Source organism: Orenia sp., from assembly GCF_055140805.1.
The window spans coordinates 1-17433 of record NZ_JBSQYM010000054.1 but is presented as its reverse complement, the minus strand read 5'-3'; the positions used below and the strand labels follow the sequence as shown (position 1 = coordinate 17433).

Annotated in this window: 18 protein-coding genes; 2 read left to right on the top strand and 16 right to left on the bottom strand. The window is 32.3% G+C overall.

From position 1 onward, the window contains the following. Window positions 1-266 precede the first annotated feature (266 nt). Entirely contained in the window at window positions 267-563 is a 297-nt protein-coding gene (locus ACTCDL_RS07345) for an ACT domain-containing protein (protein ID WP_463175486.1), read from the top strand. A gap of 18 nt (window positions 564-581) precedes the next feature. Further along, window positions 582-1943 carry a DUF711 family protein gene (locus ACTCDL_RS07340; protein WP_463175485.1) on the top strand — a complete coding sequence of 454 codons (1362 nt, stop codon included), beginning with the start codon at window positions 582-584 and terminating at the stop codon, window positions 1941-1943. A gap of 95 nt (window positions 1944-2038) precedes the next feature. Here ACTCDL_RS07340 and ACTCDL_RS07335 read toward each other — a convergent pair whose 3' ends face one another. The 16 genes from ACTCDL_RS07335 to tsaE all read right to left on the bottom strand — a co-directional run bounded on the left by ACTCDL_RS07335 (window position 2039) and on the right by tsaE (window position 17105). Then, on the bottom strand, window positions 2039-2968 hold the full coding sequence (locus tag ACTCDL_RS07335; RefSeq protein ID WP_463175483.1) for an L-lactate dehydrogenase: 930 nt from the start codon (window positions 2966-2968) through the stop codon (window positions 2039-2041). Window positions 2969-3130: 162 nt separating this feature from the next. Further along, window positions 3131-3367, bottom strand: a complete 237-nt coding sequence (locus ACTCDL_RS07330; protein ID WP_463175482.1) for a DUF512 domain-containing protein — start codon at window positions 3365-3367, stop codon at window positions 3131-3133. Window positions 3368-3392: 25 nt separating this feature from the next. Then, window positions 3393-4514 carry a hypothetical protein gene (locus ACTCDL_RS07325; RefSeq protein ID WP_463175481.1) on the bottom strand — a complete coding sequence of 374 codons (1122 nt, stop codon included), beginning with the start codon at window positions 4512-4514 and terminating at the stop codon, window positions 3393-3395. Further along, window positions 4498-5829 carry a B12-binding domain-containing radical SAM protein gene (locus tag ACTCDL_RS07320; RefSeq protein WP_463175479.1) on the bottom strand — a complete coding sequence of 444 codons (1332 nt, stop codon included), beginning with the start codon at window positions 5827-5829 and terminating at the stop codon, window positions 4498-4500. Before ACTCDL_RS07320 ends, ACTCDL_RS07325 begins: the two co-directional genes overlap by 17 nt. Beyond that, a complete protein-coding gene (locus ACTCDL_RS07315; RefSeq protein WP_463175478.1) occupies window positions 5795-7165 on the bottom strand; it encodes a B12-binding domain-containing radical SAM protein in 1371 nt (456 codons plus the stop codon). Before ACTCDL_RS07315 ends, ACTCDL_RS07320 begins: the two co-directional genes overlap by 35 nt. A 1-nt stretch (window position 7166) precedes the next feature. Then, on the bottom strand, window positions 7167-8846 hold the full coding sequence (locus tag ACTCDL_RS07310) for a GH3 auxin-responsive promoter family protein (RefSeq protein WP_463175476.1): 1680 nt from the start codon (window positions 8844-8846) through the stop codon (window positions 7167-7169). Then, window positions 8843-9547, bottom strand: a complete 705-nt coding sequence (locus ACTCDL_RS07305; RefSeq protein WP_463175474.1) for a hypothetical protein — start codon at window positions 9545-9547, stop codon at window positions 8843-8845. The genes ACTCDL_RS07310 and ACTCDL_RS07305 overlap by 4 nt, the downstream gene beginning before the upstream one ends. Window positions 9548-9574: 27 nt before the next feature. After that, window positions 9575-10912, bottom strand: coding sequence for a B12-binding domain-containing radical SAM protein (locus ACTCDL_RS07300; protein WP_463175473.1), 1338 nt, complete (start codon window positions 10910-10912; stop codon window positions 9575-9577). Further along, window positions 10912-12225, bottom strand: coding sequence for a B12-binding domain-containing radical SAM protein (locus ACTCDL_RS07295; protein ID WP_463175472.1), 1314 nt, complete (start codon window positions 12223-12225; stop codon window positions 10912-10914). The genes ACTCDL_RS07300 and ACTCDL_RS07295 overlap by 1 nt, the downstream gene beginning before the upstream one ends. A gap of 25 nt (window positions 12226-12250) precedes the next feature. Then, entirely contained in the window at window positions 12251-12913 is a 663-nt protein-coding gene (locus tag ACTCDL_RS07290) for a B12-binding domain-containing radical SAM protein (protein ID WP_463175470.1), read from the bottom strand. Further along, window positions 12885-13541: a B12-binding domain-containing radical SAM protein gene (locus ACTCDL_RS07285; RefSeq protein WP_463175469.1), complete on the bottom strand. Its 657-nt coding sequence runs from the start codon at window positions 13539-13541 to the stop codon at window positions 12885-12887. Before ACTCDL_RS07285 ends, ACTCDL_RS07290 begins: the two co-directional genes overlap by 29 nt. Then, the gene (locus ACTCDL_RS07280) at window positions 13522-14217 is read right to left on the bottom strand and encodes a hypothetical protein (protein ID WP_463175467.1); all 696 of its coding nucleotides are present in this window, start codon (window positions 14215-14217) and stop codon (window positions 13522-13524) included. Before ACTCDL_RS07280 ends, ACTCDL_RS07285 begins: the two co-directional genes overlap by 20 nt. A gap of 57 nt (window positions 14218-14274) precedes the next feature. Continuing rightward, a complete protein-coding gene (tsaD, locus tag ACTCDL_RS07275; RefSeq protein ID WP_463175466.1) occupies window positions 14275-15294 on the bottom strand; it encodes a tRNA (adenosine(37)-N6)-threonylcarbamoyltransferase complex transferase subunit TsaD in 1020 nt (339 codons plus the stop codon). A 195-nt stretch (window positions 15295-15489) separates the two neighbouring features. After that, entirely contained in the window at window positions 15490-15945 is a 456-nt protein-coding gene (gene rimI, locus ACTCDL_RS07270) for a ribosomal protein S18-alanine N-acetyltransferase (protein WP_463175465.1), read from the bottom strand. 10 nt (window positions 15946-15955) lie between these two features. Then, on the bottom strand, window positions 15956-16654 hold the full coding sequence (gene tsaB, locus ACTCDL_RS07265) for a tRNA (adenosine(37)-N6)-threonylcarbamoyltransferase complex dimerization subunit type 1 TsaB (RefSeq protein ID WP_463175464.1): 699 nt from the start codon (window positions 16652-16654) through the stop codon (window positions 15956-15958). Then, window positions 16635-17105, bottom strand: coding sequence for a tRNA (adenosine(37)-N6)-threonylcarbamoyltransferase complex ATPase subunit type 1 TsaE (gene tsaE, locus ACTCDL_RS07260; protein ID WP_463175463.1), 471 nt, complete (start codon window positions 17103-17105; stop codon window positions 16635-16637). The genes tsaB and tsaE overlap by 20 nt, the downstream gene beginning before the upstream one ends. Window positions 17106-17433 lie beyond the last annotated feature (328 nt).

The following is a 17433-nucleotide window of genomic DNA, read 5'->3' as shown; positions in this document are numbered from 1 at the left end:
GCTACGGGTTTTAACCCGTAGTGTAACATGTCATCATCACCACAGGTTGAAACCTGTGGCTAGTAAATTTATCATTATAAAAAGTGTCGCACTATCTCTATATTGAGTCAATTTTTATATTAGCACAAATTACTATCTATTATCTATTTATCTATTGTCTATTTACCTATAATTACTCATTAATCGTCACTAAGTATAAATTAATTGACATTATAAAACAAATACTATAATATATAGATTAATCTAATATTTATGCAGAGGAGGGAATAAAGTTGAATAATAATAATTCACAAGAAAGAGCAGTAGTCACAGTTTTGGGTAGTGATAAAGTTGGTATTGTTGCTAAAGTAACTGCTACTTTGGCTGAACATAATGCTAATATTATCGATATTAGCCAGACATTATTAGATGATTTATTTACTATGATTATGTTAGTTGAGGTTAGTGATTTAAGCAATGGATTTGAAAATCTAAATGAAGAGTTAGAAGCAATCGGTAATGACTTAGAGGTCAAAATCATGTTACAACATGAGAAAGTATTCCGTTATATGCATCGTATCTAAACGAGGAGGTGAGAAGTGATGCTATTTAATACTGGAGAAATCCTAGAGACTGTAAAAATGATCGAATCAGAAAATTTTGATATCAGAACAATAACTATGGGAATCAGCCTACGTGATTGTTCTCATCCAGATATTGAAGTTCTAAATAAACAAATCTATGAAAAGATAACTACTAAAGCTAAAGATTTAGTTGAAGTAGCTAATAAAATTGAAAAACAATTTGGTGTTCCAATTATAAATAAGAGAATCTCAGTTACTCCAATCTCAATTGTTGCTAATGCTTGTAAAGAGACAGATTATACAAGTATTGCTCAAACTTTGGATAAGGCTGCTAAAGAAGTTGGGGTAGACTTTATCGGTGGATTTTCAGCATTGGTACATAAGGGATATACAAGTGGTGAGAGAAATCTAATCAAATCTATCCCTCAAGCTTTAGCAACTACAGATCGAGTCTGTTCTTCTGTTAATGTTGCTTCAACTAAAGCCGGAATCAATATGGATGCAGTTTTAGAGATGGGACAAGTTATTAAAAAATGTGCTGATTTAACAGCAGATAAAGATGGACTTGGAGCAGCCAAACTTGTTGTATTCTGTAATGTACCTGAAGATAATCCATTTATGGCAGGTGCTTTCCATGGAACTGGAGAACCTGAGACTGTTATCAACATCGGAGTAAGTGGTCCAGGAGTAGTAAAGAATGTAGTAGAGAAGATTCCTGATGCTAACTTCAATGAATTGGCAGATGCTATCAAGAGAACTGCATTTAAAATCACTCGCATGGGAGAGCTAGTTGGACAGACTGCTTCTGAAATGTTAGAAGTTCCTTTTGGAATCGTTGATCTATCTTTAGCCCCAACACCAGCTATCGGTGATAGTGTTGCTAATATCTTAGAGGGTATGGGCTTAGAGTATTGTGGTACTCATGGAACTACTGCAGCACTTGCTTTATTAAATGATGCTGTCAAAAAAGGTGGAGCAATGGCATCTTCTTCAGTAGGTGGACTTAGTGGTGCTTTTATCCCTGTTAGTGAAGACCAAGGGATGATTGAAGCAACTAAGGTTGGTGCTTTAAGTTTAGAAAAGTTAGAAGCTATGACCTGTGTATGTTCTGTTGGACTTGATATGATAGCTGTTCCAGGAGATACAACTGCTGAAACAATTGCAGCAATCACAGCTGATGAAATGGCTATCGGTATGATTAATAAAAAGACTACAGCTGTCAGAATCATTCCAGCCCCTAATAAAACTGTCGGTGATGCAGTTGTATTTGGTGGATTATTAGGAGAGGCCCCAATTATGAAGGTAAGTAAATTTAAAGCTGATAAATTCGTTCACCGTGGAGGTAGAATTCCTGCACCTATTCAATCATTGACTAATTAGTGTGTGTGTGATTAGTGTGTGAGTGTGAGTCAAGATAAATATTTATTATCTTTTAAGTATTTTTCCTCACACTCACACCTCACACTGACACTAACTCATATCTCTGCAATTACCTCTTTTAATGATTTAGCCGAAAACCTCAACTTTTCCATCTCTTCTTCAGACAGTGAAAATTCCAATAGCTTTTCCACTCCATCTTCCGAAACAATACAAGGTACACTTAAAGCAACTCCTTCAATTCCATACTCCCCTTTTAAAAGTACAGATACTGGCAAGATAGACTTTTCATCTAAAGAGATAGCTTTAACTATTCTACCAACTCCAGCAGCTATCCCATGATTTGTATATCCTTTCTTCCTCCAGACCTCCATACCAATCTTTTTAGTATCCTCTTCTATAGCATCTTTATCTAGATTAATATTAAACCCTCTCACCTTAATAAAATCCTCTAGAGTATAACCACAGATATTAGAGATACTCCAGGTGGCAAAAGAAGTTGTACCATGTTCACCTAACATATAAGCAAAGACATTCTTAGGGTCTAAATTATATTTATTGCCAATAATTCTCATCAAGCGAGCACTATCTACTATAGTCCCTGTACCAATGACCTTATTACGTGGATAGTCAAACTCCTCTGCAGCCACATAAGTAACTATATCTACTGGATTAGTGACAGTAATAATGACAGCTTCTTTGGTATATGTAGTGATATTCTTCATTATATCTCTCATAACACTAGCATTCTTTCCAGCTAAATCGATTCTAGTTTCACCCTTTTTAATACTAGGTCCTGCTGTCATAATAATTAAATCAGCATCTTTACAGTGGTGATAGTCACCAATTTTGAGATTAGCACTTGGATTATAATTATAAGATGTTGTATGGGAATAGTCTAAAATTTCTCCTTCTGCTTTATCACGGTCTAAATCCAATAGATAAATCTCTGAAATCCCACCATGAGCTAATAATTCACCAATTACTGCACTTCCTACCATACCTGCACCAATAACAACTACTTTCATATTTTCAACTTCCTCCTTTTTCTAATTTCTTAGCTCTTAACTTAAACTATCAACCAACAATCTCAACCTCTACTCCAAACTCTTCCACTAACTGATAATAATCTTCATCTAATAAATCTAATCCCCAATAATTGAAAGCTATTTTAGGCAATAATATTAAATCTATATCTCTAATCTATCCCTATACTCTTCTAATGAATATCTAAAATTATCAACTACTAATAGTCCAGCAGACAGGATTGAACCTCCAAAAAATCTATTCTCTACAGCCAATATATCTAGCTCCAAATCAGGATTCTTCTCCTTTAGCAACTTAACCCCTAATTTCATTCTAGTTTCTTCTAGTTGAGTTGTTCTGAATAGTTCATTTTCATCCCCCACCATGTCTTTTTTAATCAACGCTTTTTTTATACTATAACTTATATTATAATCTACCACATTCTAGATATAAGGGTAAATCTTGCTTTAGCTCTTCTTTTAATCTATTCTCTTTATCCCAATTTACAAAATAAACCTTGCTCTGATATAGAAAATGAGGCTTTTCTTTTAATATTTCAATTAAAGGATTAGTAGCAGATAACCCAATACTAAAGTAAGGGTAATCAGTGATTTGATTGGCTATCAAATTAATAAAACTTCTAAAAATATCTGGATCATTGTCCTTTATAGCCCAAAATGACAAGATAAAAAAATCAAGTCTAGACCCTACCTTAGGTAAACTGGGATATCCAAACAGAGGAAACAACATAGATATTGGAAGCATTAGTTTATATAAGCCACTATATCCTTCTACGATATATTGTTTATATGAGCTCTGCTCCCAACAAGCTCCACAAGCTAATAATTCATTATTTTGTTGATTCATCAACATATAAAAATCATTATAATTTAAGTTAGCTAATTTACCAGTTAATAGATCATTTTCTTCTAAAACATCATAAAATTGATATTTCTTTCCACATTGATTTATAAAATCAATTATCTTTGGAATATCTTCTTTAGTAGCCTGCTGTAGTCTTAATTTAAGATTTGAGTCTTTTTTATATTTAAGTCCCGTCTTGATATTATAAACCTGATAATCATCAATATACTCATAGGTTGGCATAAATTTTCTCTTCTTTTCTAATAACTGCTGAGCATAAGTATTTTCTGCTAAAATTGTACTAATATAAAAATCAACTTCTTTTTTCTCAAATATTTCTCTTAAAAATTCATAAGCCCTATGAACCACCCTAGCTCTTTTACGATACTCTTTTCTCATTCTCAAACCAAAAAGGTAACATATTCTTCTCTTCTCACCATCCACATAAGCTTCTTTAACAACACCTGCTCCAAATCCAATGATTCTTTGACTCTTATTATCACGACAAATTATCAATTCTACATCTTGACCTTCTTGCTGAAACGAATGATAGGCATTAGGTCTTCTTGTATAAGTTAAAGAAATTTGACCTTTAAATTCATTCTCTTCAAGAATCTCTAAGATTTCTTGACTATCTTCAGACTTAGCTTTTTGAAAGTAAAAACTCTTACTTTGGGAGTTCATCTAACCCCCTCCCTACTGGTAATCCTAACTTACCTTCAACCTCTTTTTTTAATTTTAAATTTAGATCCCAAAAAATAATATATAAGAAAGGATTTAAATTTCTTTTTAATAGGGTTAGGCTACGCTTAATAATAGAAGAAAATTTAAAAAACTCCTTTCTAGCTTTAGTACATCTACTTTTCAACTCTTCAGGACTCATATTTTTGGGGATAAAAGGAATATCTCCATATTTATATCTAGAATCAAGCCACCACTTATCTTTAATTAGTCTACCCTCTTCTCTTAATCGCTTATGTAATTTAGTACCTGGCAAAGGCAATAAATGATTAAAAGCTGCAAAAAAGAAATCATGTTTTAAAGCAAAATTCACTGTTCTTTCAAAGCTTTCAGCTGTATCATAATCAAAACCAAATAAAAAAGTTGCATAGATACTAATTCCTGCTTGATGAATCTTTTTAGTTAAAGTATCCATCTTCAGCTCTGTACTCCAAGCCTTTCCCATCTGTTTTAGGTTATCTTCCTCTAAAGATTCATAACCGATTAAAATTACCTCACACCCACTTTTTTTCATCCATTTTAAAAGCTCATTATTATTAGCCATAGTTAAAGTTCCTTGGCCTGTCCACTTAATTTTTAAAGGGGTAATTGCTTTAAACAGTTTAATTGCATAAGCAGGATTAGCTACTATATTATCATCTACAAAAAAGAAGTACTTTTTATCAGATTCTTTTATCTCTTTAACTATATCCTCTATTGGTCGACAATGATAATTTTGTTTATAAACTGTTGTAATAGCACAGAATTCACAATTAAAATTACATCCTCTCCCTGTCTCTAGTACACCAAGAGGAGAATATTTTTTATCCTGATATATACTTCTATCAGGGAGTACAGAGAAGCCAGTTTCTCCATAATACTTTTTCTTATAATCCCCTCTTTTAAAATCCTGAATAATTTCTGCCCAGACCTGCTCTGCATTACCAACCAATACCGAGTCAGCATACTCTAAAACCTCATCAGGGCATAAAGATGCATGGTAACCCCCTATTATTACTGGAATATCCCGTTTTTGAAATTCACTAGCAATCTGATAAGCTCTTTTAGCTGTATATACTTCACTGGATAAAGCAACTAAATCTGTATCTTTATTGTAATCTATTAATTCTATTCTATCATCAAAAAATTCAGTCTCTACATCATCTGGTGTCAACGCTTTTAAAGTAGCCATTGTTAATGGCTCTATCTGTTGCCAAGTTCTAATGTACTTTTTCCCAGTTTTTTTACCTATTGCTGGTAAGATGAATGTTATCTTCATAGTTGTCCTCCCCATCTATATCAGAGTTATCTATCATAACCGCTTTAGGAAACTCTTTTAACCTTCTACCATAACTTCGGTAACCTAAGTTACTTGCTAGATTAATTGGAAATAACATATGAAATCTAGATAATCTTCTAGCTATTGAAGAAAGCTTATAGGTCTCCTTCCAAGCCCAAGCTAATCCTTCTTCCAACTCCTGTGGTGTCATATTTTTAGGTTTAAAAACAGCATGTTGAACATCATATAAAGCCCAATCGCTCTCAATAATTCTATCTTGGTGCTTAAGGTTTTGATATAATTTAGTTCCTGGAAAAGGAGTTAAAATGGAAAATCGCGGTAAATCTATCTTCAGTTCTATTACTTGTTCTACAGTTCTTTTAAAAACATCTTTATCATCCATATCTGTCCCAAAACAGAAGGTTCCATTAACAACTATTCCAGAGTTATGCAGTTTTTTCATTAATAAATCATAGTCTACTCTCTGATTATGACTTTTATTAATATCAGCTAGTGATGAATTAGAAACAGATTCAAAACCAATTAAGAGACCTTTACAACCACTAGCAACCATTAAATCAAATAGCTCTGCATCTTCAATCACATCTGCTGTTACTAAACCAAACCACCATTTATTTAAAGGAACTAATTCTCTAAATAGAGCTTTAGCATATTCTTTATCAGCAGTTAAATTTACATCTACAAAAAGAACATCCTTACCTGCTAACTGCTCTATCTCTGCTACTACCTCAAAAATAGGTCTTTTATAAAGAGTTTTTCCAAAAGTAGCATTAACAGCACAAAAACTACAATCATTTATACAACCCCTAGTAGCTTCTATACTATTTTTAGTGATGAATTTCTTCCTTTCAAAGAGTTCTCTATTAGGAATTCTTCTACCTTCTAATGAAAAGTTATCCTGCTGATAATAGAAGCTCCTCATCTGCCCAACCTTAAAATCCCTTAATAGTCTAGGCCAACTCTCTTCTGCTTGTCCAACTACTACAGCATCAGCATATTCTTTAGCTTCATTAGGCATTAAAGTGGGATGAATTCCTCCTAGTACTACTTTAACTCCCTTGCTTCTATAATAATTAGCCCATCTATAGGCTCTACTACTTGTTCCTGTAATTACAGTAGTTCCAATTAAATCAACATCTAAATTCTTAGGTATCTCTTCTATTGTTTCATCATAAATTTCTACCTTTGCTTCTAGCTCTTGAGGGACTAAGGCTGCTAATAAGGTTAAAGTCAGTGGGGCATAATGCAATGATTTGCTAAAACTACCGGAAAAACGATGCATTGCTCCTGCTGGTGATAAAAGTGCTATCTTCATTTTAATTCTCCCTCCTTTTTAAAAAATATCCATTGAATCTCTGTGACCAATTTCTTTTATTATCTAAAACAGCTGGTTTAATATCTCCTAACTTCTGCCCTGCTTGCTCTCTTAGTTGTAAATAGGTTTGAACTCCATGCTCTTCAATAATAAATATTCTAATCTCTTTTAATTGCCCTAACTTGCGACAGTAATCATAATGATAGTTATTTCTTAATCTATTATCAAGCTCTAATATTAGCTTTTCAAGCTGCTTAGCAACTACTAACTCCATTTCTAAGAACAAAGTATAAAAGTTATTATCTTTTTCATTCTCTAAAGCTAACATATAAAACTTTGCTTTAATATCATACTTAGCTAACAATTTATTTAAAACTTCCTGAACATAGTACTCATTCAACTTCTCTCCAAAATAGTCAACTATCTTCTCTTCTTTACCTACAAAAATAATCCTTGGAATTTGCCCTGTAAAACCGATAACCTTGACTAAGTCCTGTAATTTATATCTATATAATCCCCCTCCAGTAGTCAAAACTACTGAATATATCTTTCCAACTTCTAATTCCCAAGCAAACTTTATCTTATCTGCCTTAGGATATTCAATAAATTCAAAAAAATGTGATCTTATCGCTAATAAATGTCCTTGCTCACCTATTACAGGAAAAGAAATAACCCCTTCGGTTGCTAATAAGCCCTTTCCCTGAATTTCAACTTTAGGAAAGAAAGACTTCAATTTTGCTAAATAAAGGTTAGCATTAGCATCTGTCCAGCAACTAATTAATTTTAAATTGGGCCATACCTGTTGATAAATATCACTATCCCATTCTTTAAATAATTTCTTTAATTCAATGCTTCTACTTTTGTTCTTTCCTAATTTTTTACTAAATAATCTTTTTAAAGTTCCATCTAACTGTTCAGGAGGATTTATCTCCCCCCTTAGCAAATCATTTAATAGTCTATTCTGCCAATCTTTGATAGGTTCTAATAATAATATTAAAAAAGTTGGATTCCAAACAGAAATCAAAGTTAATTCTCTCTCTTTAAGTAAAAAAAGTAGTGTTATATATCTAAAATTAGCCATATTAGATATCTTAGCTATCTCTTTAGGCACAGCAAAAATAAAGTTTAAGATCCATCTCTCTATCTTCCCAAAATATTCGCTATCCTCTTCAAAACCAATTGGAATTCCACCCACTGTCTTCTCTTGTTTATTTGTCATAGGTGTTATTGACCAATAAGATTTCCCCCAAAATAAAGATGCTCTATTAGTATATAAATTATAGAGCCAAGGTTTGATTGCTCTTTGAAACTCATCTTTTAACCTGCTAGTATAAGGAATATATTTACTAGCTGCAGTAGTTCCACTAGAGGGTTCTAGCATTAAAATCGGTTCAGAAGTTAATACCTGCTTCTCACCTTTAGCAATTTTATCTATATAAATCTGATAATCAGCAAAGGTACTTAAGGGCACCTGTTGCTGATAGCTTTTGATGTTAATTAGACTTTGAAATTTATATTTTTTACCATAGATTGCCTCTTGATTCTCTTTGATAATCTCATCTAAAATATTCTCTTGTACCTCTTTTATCTTATCTTTAGCCTCAGTAAAATCCCTGCTCTCTTTTTTACATAGAAGAATCCACAGTTTATTGAATAGATAGCAAAGTAGCTTCTTAATCATCTTAATAACCACTTGGCCGTCTTTTTTAAATTATCATCGGTTAATTTTGCTACACAGACCAACTCATTTCCTTTATTATAACCACTATTTTTATCTAAGAAGAATTTAACATGGGGATTTTTCAACTTACTTTTTGGAATTTGATCAATCTCTGCCTTTAAATAATAATTATCACCTTGATTATAGATTAATCCAGTCTTCGAACAATAACCCTTTGGATATTTATACTCTCCATATTTATCAATTAATTTCTTTTCAAACTCAGGTGTCTCTTGCTTATACCTAGGATAGAACTCTTTGAAATAAATAGGCAAAAATCTATAAGTCTTATATCCCTTGGATAATAATAGCCAATACACTTCATCACCTTGATATCTACTAGCAATATCCATTACAAATTGCCCCCACTTTTTAAGCAACTCTGTCTCTCCCCAATAATCTTGATCTATAATAGTATCACCAGAGAAAATCCCTTTAACCATAATACCATCAATTTCTAAGTCTAAAATCATTATTGTACTAAAACCTCTAATTATCTTTAGCTCGTCTCTTAATAATAAAATCCAATTCTTCTCCAATAAATCACAATCAAAGTTCTCTTTTTTTACATTATCATAGTGAGAATCCATTAAAGAGTACATCTCTTGCTTATCTTGAATAGTCAATTTATCTATTGTCATTACTCTTCCTTTTAAAGCCATAACTTCCTCCTTAAAAGATAACTTAATCTATTTCTTAGTTTTCTTACCAAATAACATTCCTTGTTTCTTATATATCTCTTTTCTGATTAAAGGATTATATTGAAAATAAACGATATATCTAAGTAAAGAGCTCATATGTGTTTTCAAATCAAAAGACCTCTTAATAATTGATATTGGACTATTAAACTTCTTTCTTGCCTGATAAGCCGCTTCAGTTAACTGCTTTGCTGTCATTGACTTAGGTTTAAAAGGAGTGTAATTAAAGCGGTAAGAATCATCAAGCCACCATTTACCATTATACAACAACCTACCTTCAGATTTTAATTTATCATACAAAGGAGTATTAGGATAGGGCATCAAAATATTAAAGGCTGCAAAAGCAAATTTATTTTTTATAGCAAATTCACTAACTCTTTTGACTGTATCTACAGTGTCATACTCATGCCCCAAGGTAAAAGCAGCCCAAGTCTGTTGATTATACTTTCTTAAAATTTCTATCTGCTCTTGATAAATGTTAAAACCTCTAATATTAGGTACTTTTGATACAGAACGTAAATTATCAATATTAATAGATTCAAAACCAATAACATTACCAAGACATCCACTTTGCTTCATTAATTCCATCAACTCTAAATCTTCTGTCATATCGATGCTGGCTTGACTAACCCACTTTATCTTTAAAGGAATCAATGCCTTAAATAACCTCTTAGCCCGTTCTTTATTAGCTACAATATTATCATCTACAAAAAAGACCAACTTCAACTTATGAGCTTTAATCTCTGCAACAACATCTGCTATCTTTCTACAATACTGTTTTTGTTTAAAATAGACACTAGATGCACAAAATTGACAATTGTACTTACATCCTCTAGTAAATTGAATCAATGATAAGGGTAAATAGCCTTTACCCTTAAAAATATCCCTGTCAGTAAATACTCCAGGTTGAGGCTCACCAAATTCTCCTTTGTAAACTTTTTTTAATTTTCCTTCTTTCATATCAAAAATGATATCTTTCCAAACAGTCTCTGCATCACCTATTACTATTGAATCAGCATATTGTGAAGCTTCTTGAGGTATTAAAGTTGGATGCATTCCACCTAATACCACTGCTACACCTCTTTTTTGATATTCCTTACTTATCTCATAAGAGCGTTTAGCAGTGTAAGTTTCTACTGTAATAGCCACTAAATCAGTCTTCTCATCAAAGGGAACATCCTCCATCCTATCATCATACATTACAACTTCAATATCTTTAGGAGTTAAAGCCGCTAAAACTCCTAATTGGAGTGGTTCCATTCTAGCTTCATCTACATATGCCCCTTCCATCATTCTACCTATATTGGGTTTAATTAGAGTAATCTTCACTAGTTTTCACTTCCTTCTAATACTTCTTCTAATCGTTTGATATATCTTCTAAACCCAATTCCCCCTAAAAGCTTTATCAATTTAAAATTAGGAGTATGAAATACCCTTTTAATTATCTTCTTATATGTATAGCACTCTTTCCAAACCTGTAAAAATATCTCCTCTAACTCTTGAGGTTCCATATTTTTGGGTTGATATACACAATGCATACTATCATATAGTGACCAGTCTTTAGTTAAAATTCTATTTTCACCTTCTAATTTATGATAGATAGGAGTATTAGGAGTTGGACATAAGATACCAAATCTACAAAAATCCAATTTCAATTCAGCTATTTGCTCAGGCAGAGCCAATAAAGATTTCTTAGTATCACTATCAAGACCCAGAATAAATGATCCAGTTACAGCTATATTTAAGTTATGTAATTTTTCTATTGTTTTTTTATAGTCTTTTACTTTATTCACTCTTTTCCCAATATTATTTATATTCTTTTGATTTAAAGTCTCAAATCCAATAAATAAGCCTCTACATCCAGCTTTAACCATTAAATTTAACATCTCATCATCTTCTGTAATATTATTAGTAGCTAAAGCTACCCATCTAATATTTAACTTACTTAGTTCTCTATACAATTCTTTAGCATACTCTTTATCCGCATATTGGTTAGGATCAAGAAATATAAAATTTCTTGTCTTTAAGCTCTTTATCTCCTCAATTACATTAACTATTGGACGTTTCGCAGCACAATTATTATGAAAGTTACTAATACTACAAAAATCACATCCATTAGTACAACTTTGATTTGCTATGATTACTGGTTGCTTTAAATAATTTCCTCTTTTGATTAAATCCCTTCTAGGAAGAGGAAAATTAATACATTCTTCTGCTTTATTTTCTTGGATATAAACTTTTTTAGGGACTGACTTGATATAATCATCAATAAATTGAGGCCACGTTCTTTCACTTCTTCCGATAAAAATCGTATCTGCATATTGTTCTGCTTCTTTAGGCAATAAAGTAACATGATGCCCACCCATAACTATATAACTACCTTTTTCTTTAAAATACCTTGCCAATTCATAAGCTCGTTTAGCAGCTGAGGTAACTACACTAATCCCAACTATATCATAATTCTCCTGCATATAATCTGTTCTTTCCATTCCTTCATCTACTATTGTAATATCAATATCATATTCTTGAGGAACTAGAGCTGCTAATACAGATAATGTCAATGGTTCATAAGAAATCAATTTATTATATCCCTTTTTATATTTATACAAATAATCATATGGAATCACCAATAATAATTTCATAAACTCTCCTTTTCCTATTGATTTATCAACCTAATTTAGACCCCTGTTTTTTATAAATCTCTTTTCTAGATACAATATTTCCTCCAAAATATACGAATAAGTTACGTAAGTTAGATTTAAAATCCAAAGCCCTTGCTGCTATGTTACTATATTTATTAAACTCTCTTCTATTATTAAAACAGCTATCCTCTAATTCCCTTACTGTCATATTTTTAGGATAAAACATTGCATCTCCATAGCTAAAATCTTCATCTATCCACCATTTATCATAAATTAATCTATCCTCTTTTAATAACCTTTGATATAACCTTGTTCCTGGCATGGGCATTAAAGGATTAAAGTTGGCTAAGAAAAATTTATTCTTTAAAGCGAACTCTAAACTCAACTTAAAAGAATCAGCTGTATCATAATCATAACCAAAAATAAATGTTCCATAAATCATAATCCCATATTCTTTAATTTTTTTTATAGCCTCCTGATAATCATTGATTAAATTTGCACTTTTACCCATCAGCTTTAAATTTTTAGGATTTAATGATTCAAAACCTATTAATACAGAGATACACCCACTCTTTTTCATTAATTTAAGTAATTTTTCATTTTTAGCTATATCAATACTAATCTGGCAACCCCATTTAATCTTTAAAGGAATTAACATTTTAAATAATTTCATAGCTTTTTTTTTCATTCATAAATAGATTATCATCAATAATAAAAGCATACTTAACTCTCTTTCTAATCAATTCTGCTCTAACTTTTTGGAGACATCTAAACTTTTGTTCTTTTCCATAAAAAGCACTAATAGAACAGAACTCACAATTAAACTTACACCCTCTTCCATATTGAACAGGGACAATCGGTAGATAACTCTTGTTAGCAAAGATTGACTCATCAAACTCTATATTTGTTATAGAAATATTCTTAGGTTGTTGATATATCTTTTGTAAATAACCTTTTCTAACATCTTCTAAAAAAAGATGCCATGAGCCTTCTGCTTCGCCAACAAATATTGAGTCTGCATGCTCCAAAGACTCTGTAGGTAAAAAAGTAGGATGATATCCGCCCATAACCACTTTAATCCCTTTATTTCTGAATTTATCAGCTAGTTGATAAGCTCTTCTAGCAGTAAAAGTCTCTACAGTCATAGCTATAATATCTGTATCAATATATTCAGGAATCTCTTCAATCCTATCATCATATAATTCTAGCTCTATATCATCAGGGGTTAAACTCTTTAATACTGCAAATACAAGGGGTTCCATAGCATCATTTGCTTTTCTAGCAAACATATTTGGTCTAATAAAAGTTATTTTCATTCCTTTCTTCCTTTCCTACATTATTATAAGATTTTAACCCTAACTCTCCATATTTTAAATAAGAGAACCATACATAAGTTAGTGTTGGCACAATTAAAGCTATTATATAAAAAATAATTATTATTAGTCCAAAAAATAAATCATTGTCTAATTTCTCTAACAATAGCTGGGTCAGCTGAATTTCAATACCATAAATAAAACCAAACATTCCAAAATAAACAGGAGCATAATCTGTTGCTATAGCTTCTGCCGATTCACCTTTGAAATATCTAATATTATAAACAATCATAAATTTAGACTTAATAGCATAAATATCATAAATCCAGTTCCAAAATCCTAATACAGCTGCCAATATAAATCCAAATTGAAATATTGACAATAAAGTAATTTGACTATTATCAGTTAAACATATTAATGTCAATAAACTTGTAGCAGTTCCAAATAAAAAACCATGCTGAGGTCTAAATTTTCCTAAAGTAAATTTAGTCTTAAATTCCCATAACTTTAAACAATTAGTTCCAACCGCTGGTACTATATAAGAAACAATTATTGGAACAGAAAGTACTAAGAAAATAGCCCTATAATTGTCCTCTAATCTTATTCTCCATAAATAAACAGCTATAGGAAAGAAGATTAAGGGCATAATATACTGATAAATTTGATAAAATTTCTTCATTCTACTCATCCTTTAACATAAAAATTAAGAATCCCCCTAAAACTTAGGAGGATTTTCTTAACCTAACTTAAGATTAGGATTTGCATTTAATGAATATGGTGCTATCTCTCCAGTCAATTGGTATTTAAAATAACCAGCTGTTCCAATCATCGCTGCATTATCAGTACATAACCTTGGCTGAGGATAGTATAGCTTAATCTCTAGTTCATCTAACTTCTCTTCTAGCTCTCTTCTTAAATGGCTGTTAGCAGAAACACCACCTGATAATAAAACCCTTTTAACTTTTTTATCTTGAGCAGCCTTAACTACTTTAGCAGTTAAGACATCTATTACCGCCTGCTGGAAGCTTGCTGCTAAATCTGCCTTAGGAATCTCTTCACCCTTCTGCTTCTTCTGATTTATATAATTTAAGACAGCTGTCTTTAGACCACTAAAGCTAAAATCATAATTATCATCATAAATTAAAGGACGAGGCAAATCAATTGCTTGACTATCTCCCTCTTTAGCTAGTTTGTCAATAGCTGGTCCTCCTGGATAACCAACCTCCATTACTCTAGCTACCTTGTCAAAGGCCTCTCCAGCAGCATCATCTTTGGTTCTACCCAAAACCTCATAAGCCCCTAGCTCTTCAAAATATAATAAATCGGTATGTCCTCCTGATACCGTTAAACAGACCAATGGAGGCTTTATCTCTGGATGGGAGATAAAGTTGGAATAGATATGACCTTCAATATGATTGACTCCAACCAAAGGTATATCATGGGCATAAGCTATAGCCTTAGCTGCTGCAATCCCAACCAATAACCCTCCAACCAAGCCTGGTCCATAAGTGACCGCTATTAAAGATAAATCCTTATAATCTACTCCTGCTTCTTCTAAAGCATCCTCAATTACTGGATTAATCAGCTCTACATGCTTGCGAGAAGCTATTTCTGGGACAACTCCACCAAACTTCCGATGTAAATCGATCTGAGAGGCTATCACATTTGATAATACCTCTTTACCATCTTTAATTACTGCTGCCGATGTCTCATCACAAGAACTCTCAATTCCTAATGTTAAAAATCCTTCCCTCATTACTTCTTCAACTCCCAGATAATTCAGTTTACAGTTGGCAGTGTACAGTTGACAGTTAAATAATCAAGTTCTTAAAAGCTAATCAAATAATAAATTGTACAATTAATATGTAACAGACAACTCATACTCAAGTTTAACTCTGTATTTATAGAATGATTTTAACTGTAAACTGTCAACTATACACTCTACACTGCTTTATAGTTGTTTCCACATAATCATCGCATCTTCTTTATTATCACTATAATAATTCTTACGTACCCCCACCTCTACAAAGCCTTCTTGAAGATATAATTTACGAGCTCTCTGATTAGAAACCCTGACCTCTAGAGTGGCCTTATTAATTTGATTTTCCCTAACATCCTTAAATAGCTTTTCTAATATCAAGGTGGCTATTCCCTTTCCTCTATGCTCTTTAGCAACAGCTAAAGTAGTAATATGAGCCTCATCAAAGATTAACCAAGCTCCTATATAAGCCACTACCTTGTCACTTATACTAGCTACTAGATAATAGGCATATTGATTCTTTAACTCACTAATAAAAGCAGTTTCAGACCATGGGCTACCAAAGGACTCTTCTTCAATCACCAACACCTCTTGGATATCAGCAAGTAGCATTGGTCTAGTCTCTATATTGTTCAACTTCAACTCCAACTACACCCTCTCACTTATTATGCTTCTTCTCCCATTGAATCTCTGCTTGTGAACGTTTAAGATAATTAGGTGTCAAAGTAAATAAATTATCTACCTTACCTTCAAGCAATCTCCTTAGAGATAGTTCACCTATAATTGATGCCTTAGGTAAGTTAAAACTAGAACTCACAAACTTAGGATTTTTAATCACTTTAATAATCTTATCTCTATGCTTATTGGCTACCTCACCAATAAAATAGATATCTTCCTCTATATCAACTAGCTCTGTTAGCAGATTATCAATGGCAATTAAAGATTCTTGACTCTGAGCTTCTAAGTAATCTTCGCCTTTATATAAAGCTGTAAAGACCCTATCTCTACGACCATCTATCATTGGACACAGATAAGCAGAAGTATATTTTAGATTATAAGCCATAGCCTCTAAAGTAGAGATACCTATCATAGGTATCTCTAATGCTTGAGCCAGTGTCTTAGCTGTAGTCAGACCGATTCTAATTCCAGTAAAAGAGCCAGGCCCTAACCCCACTCCTATCCCTTCTAAATCTTGGGGCTTATAACCAGACTCCTCTAATAAATTAACCAATTGTGGCATCAATCGCTGAGAATGAGTATCAGTTAAATTCAATAAATTCTCACCTATCAACCCATCTTCCGAAATCAAAGCTACACTTCCTGCATTAGTAGAACTATCAATTGCTAAGGTCAACATCTTTTTTCAACTCCGCCATCAATCCAATGAATTTATTTGCTTGAGGAATAATCCGAATCTCCCTGTCAGTTCCTTCTCCCCTCAAATTGATATCTAAATACTGGTCAGGCATCAAGGCTCCTGATTTATCGGGCCATTCAATAATAGTCACACCATCACCGTATAAATAATCTTCAAATCCTAAGTCAAATAGCTCATCTTCTTGACGAATACGATAAAGGTCCATATGATTGACCTTATACTTACCTCTGTATTCATTGACAATAGTATAAGTTGGACTAGTAACATCCCCTTTAACTCCCAATCCTGCACAGATTCCTTTAGCTAAACTGGTCTTGCCAGCTCCTAAATCCCCTTGTAAACAAATAATATCTCCAGGTGCTAATCTCTTTCCTAATTCTTCTCCTACCTTGAAAGTTTCTTCTTGGTTACTTGTATTAATTTTAATCATTATTAAATCTCACCTCTTTATTTATTATATTATAATTAACTCACTATATTGTTATCCAACAAATAATAAAAACTATTATAATAACTTCATTCTCCACATAGATTTTTTTTCCTTCACTTTTCTCTATTCTATCCTAATAAAAACTAGCTTGTTTAATCATACTAAAGTGCCATCTAGATAATATCATTAATTCAGCCTCTACTACAAGTAAATTCGTACAAAATTTATCAGAACAAAATGGGCTATCGCCCAGTCTTCTACTCAAAGCCTTAAAAATAATTCAAAACAATTTTTAGCAACGAATCTCACTAATTTACGCGAATTTAAG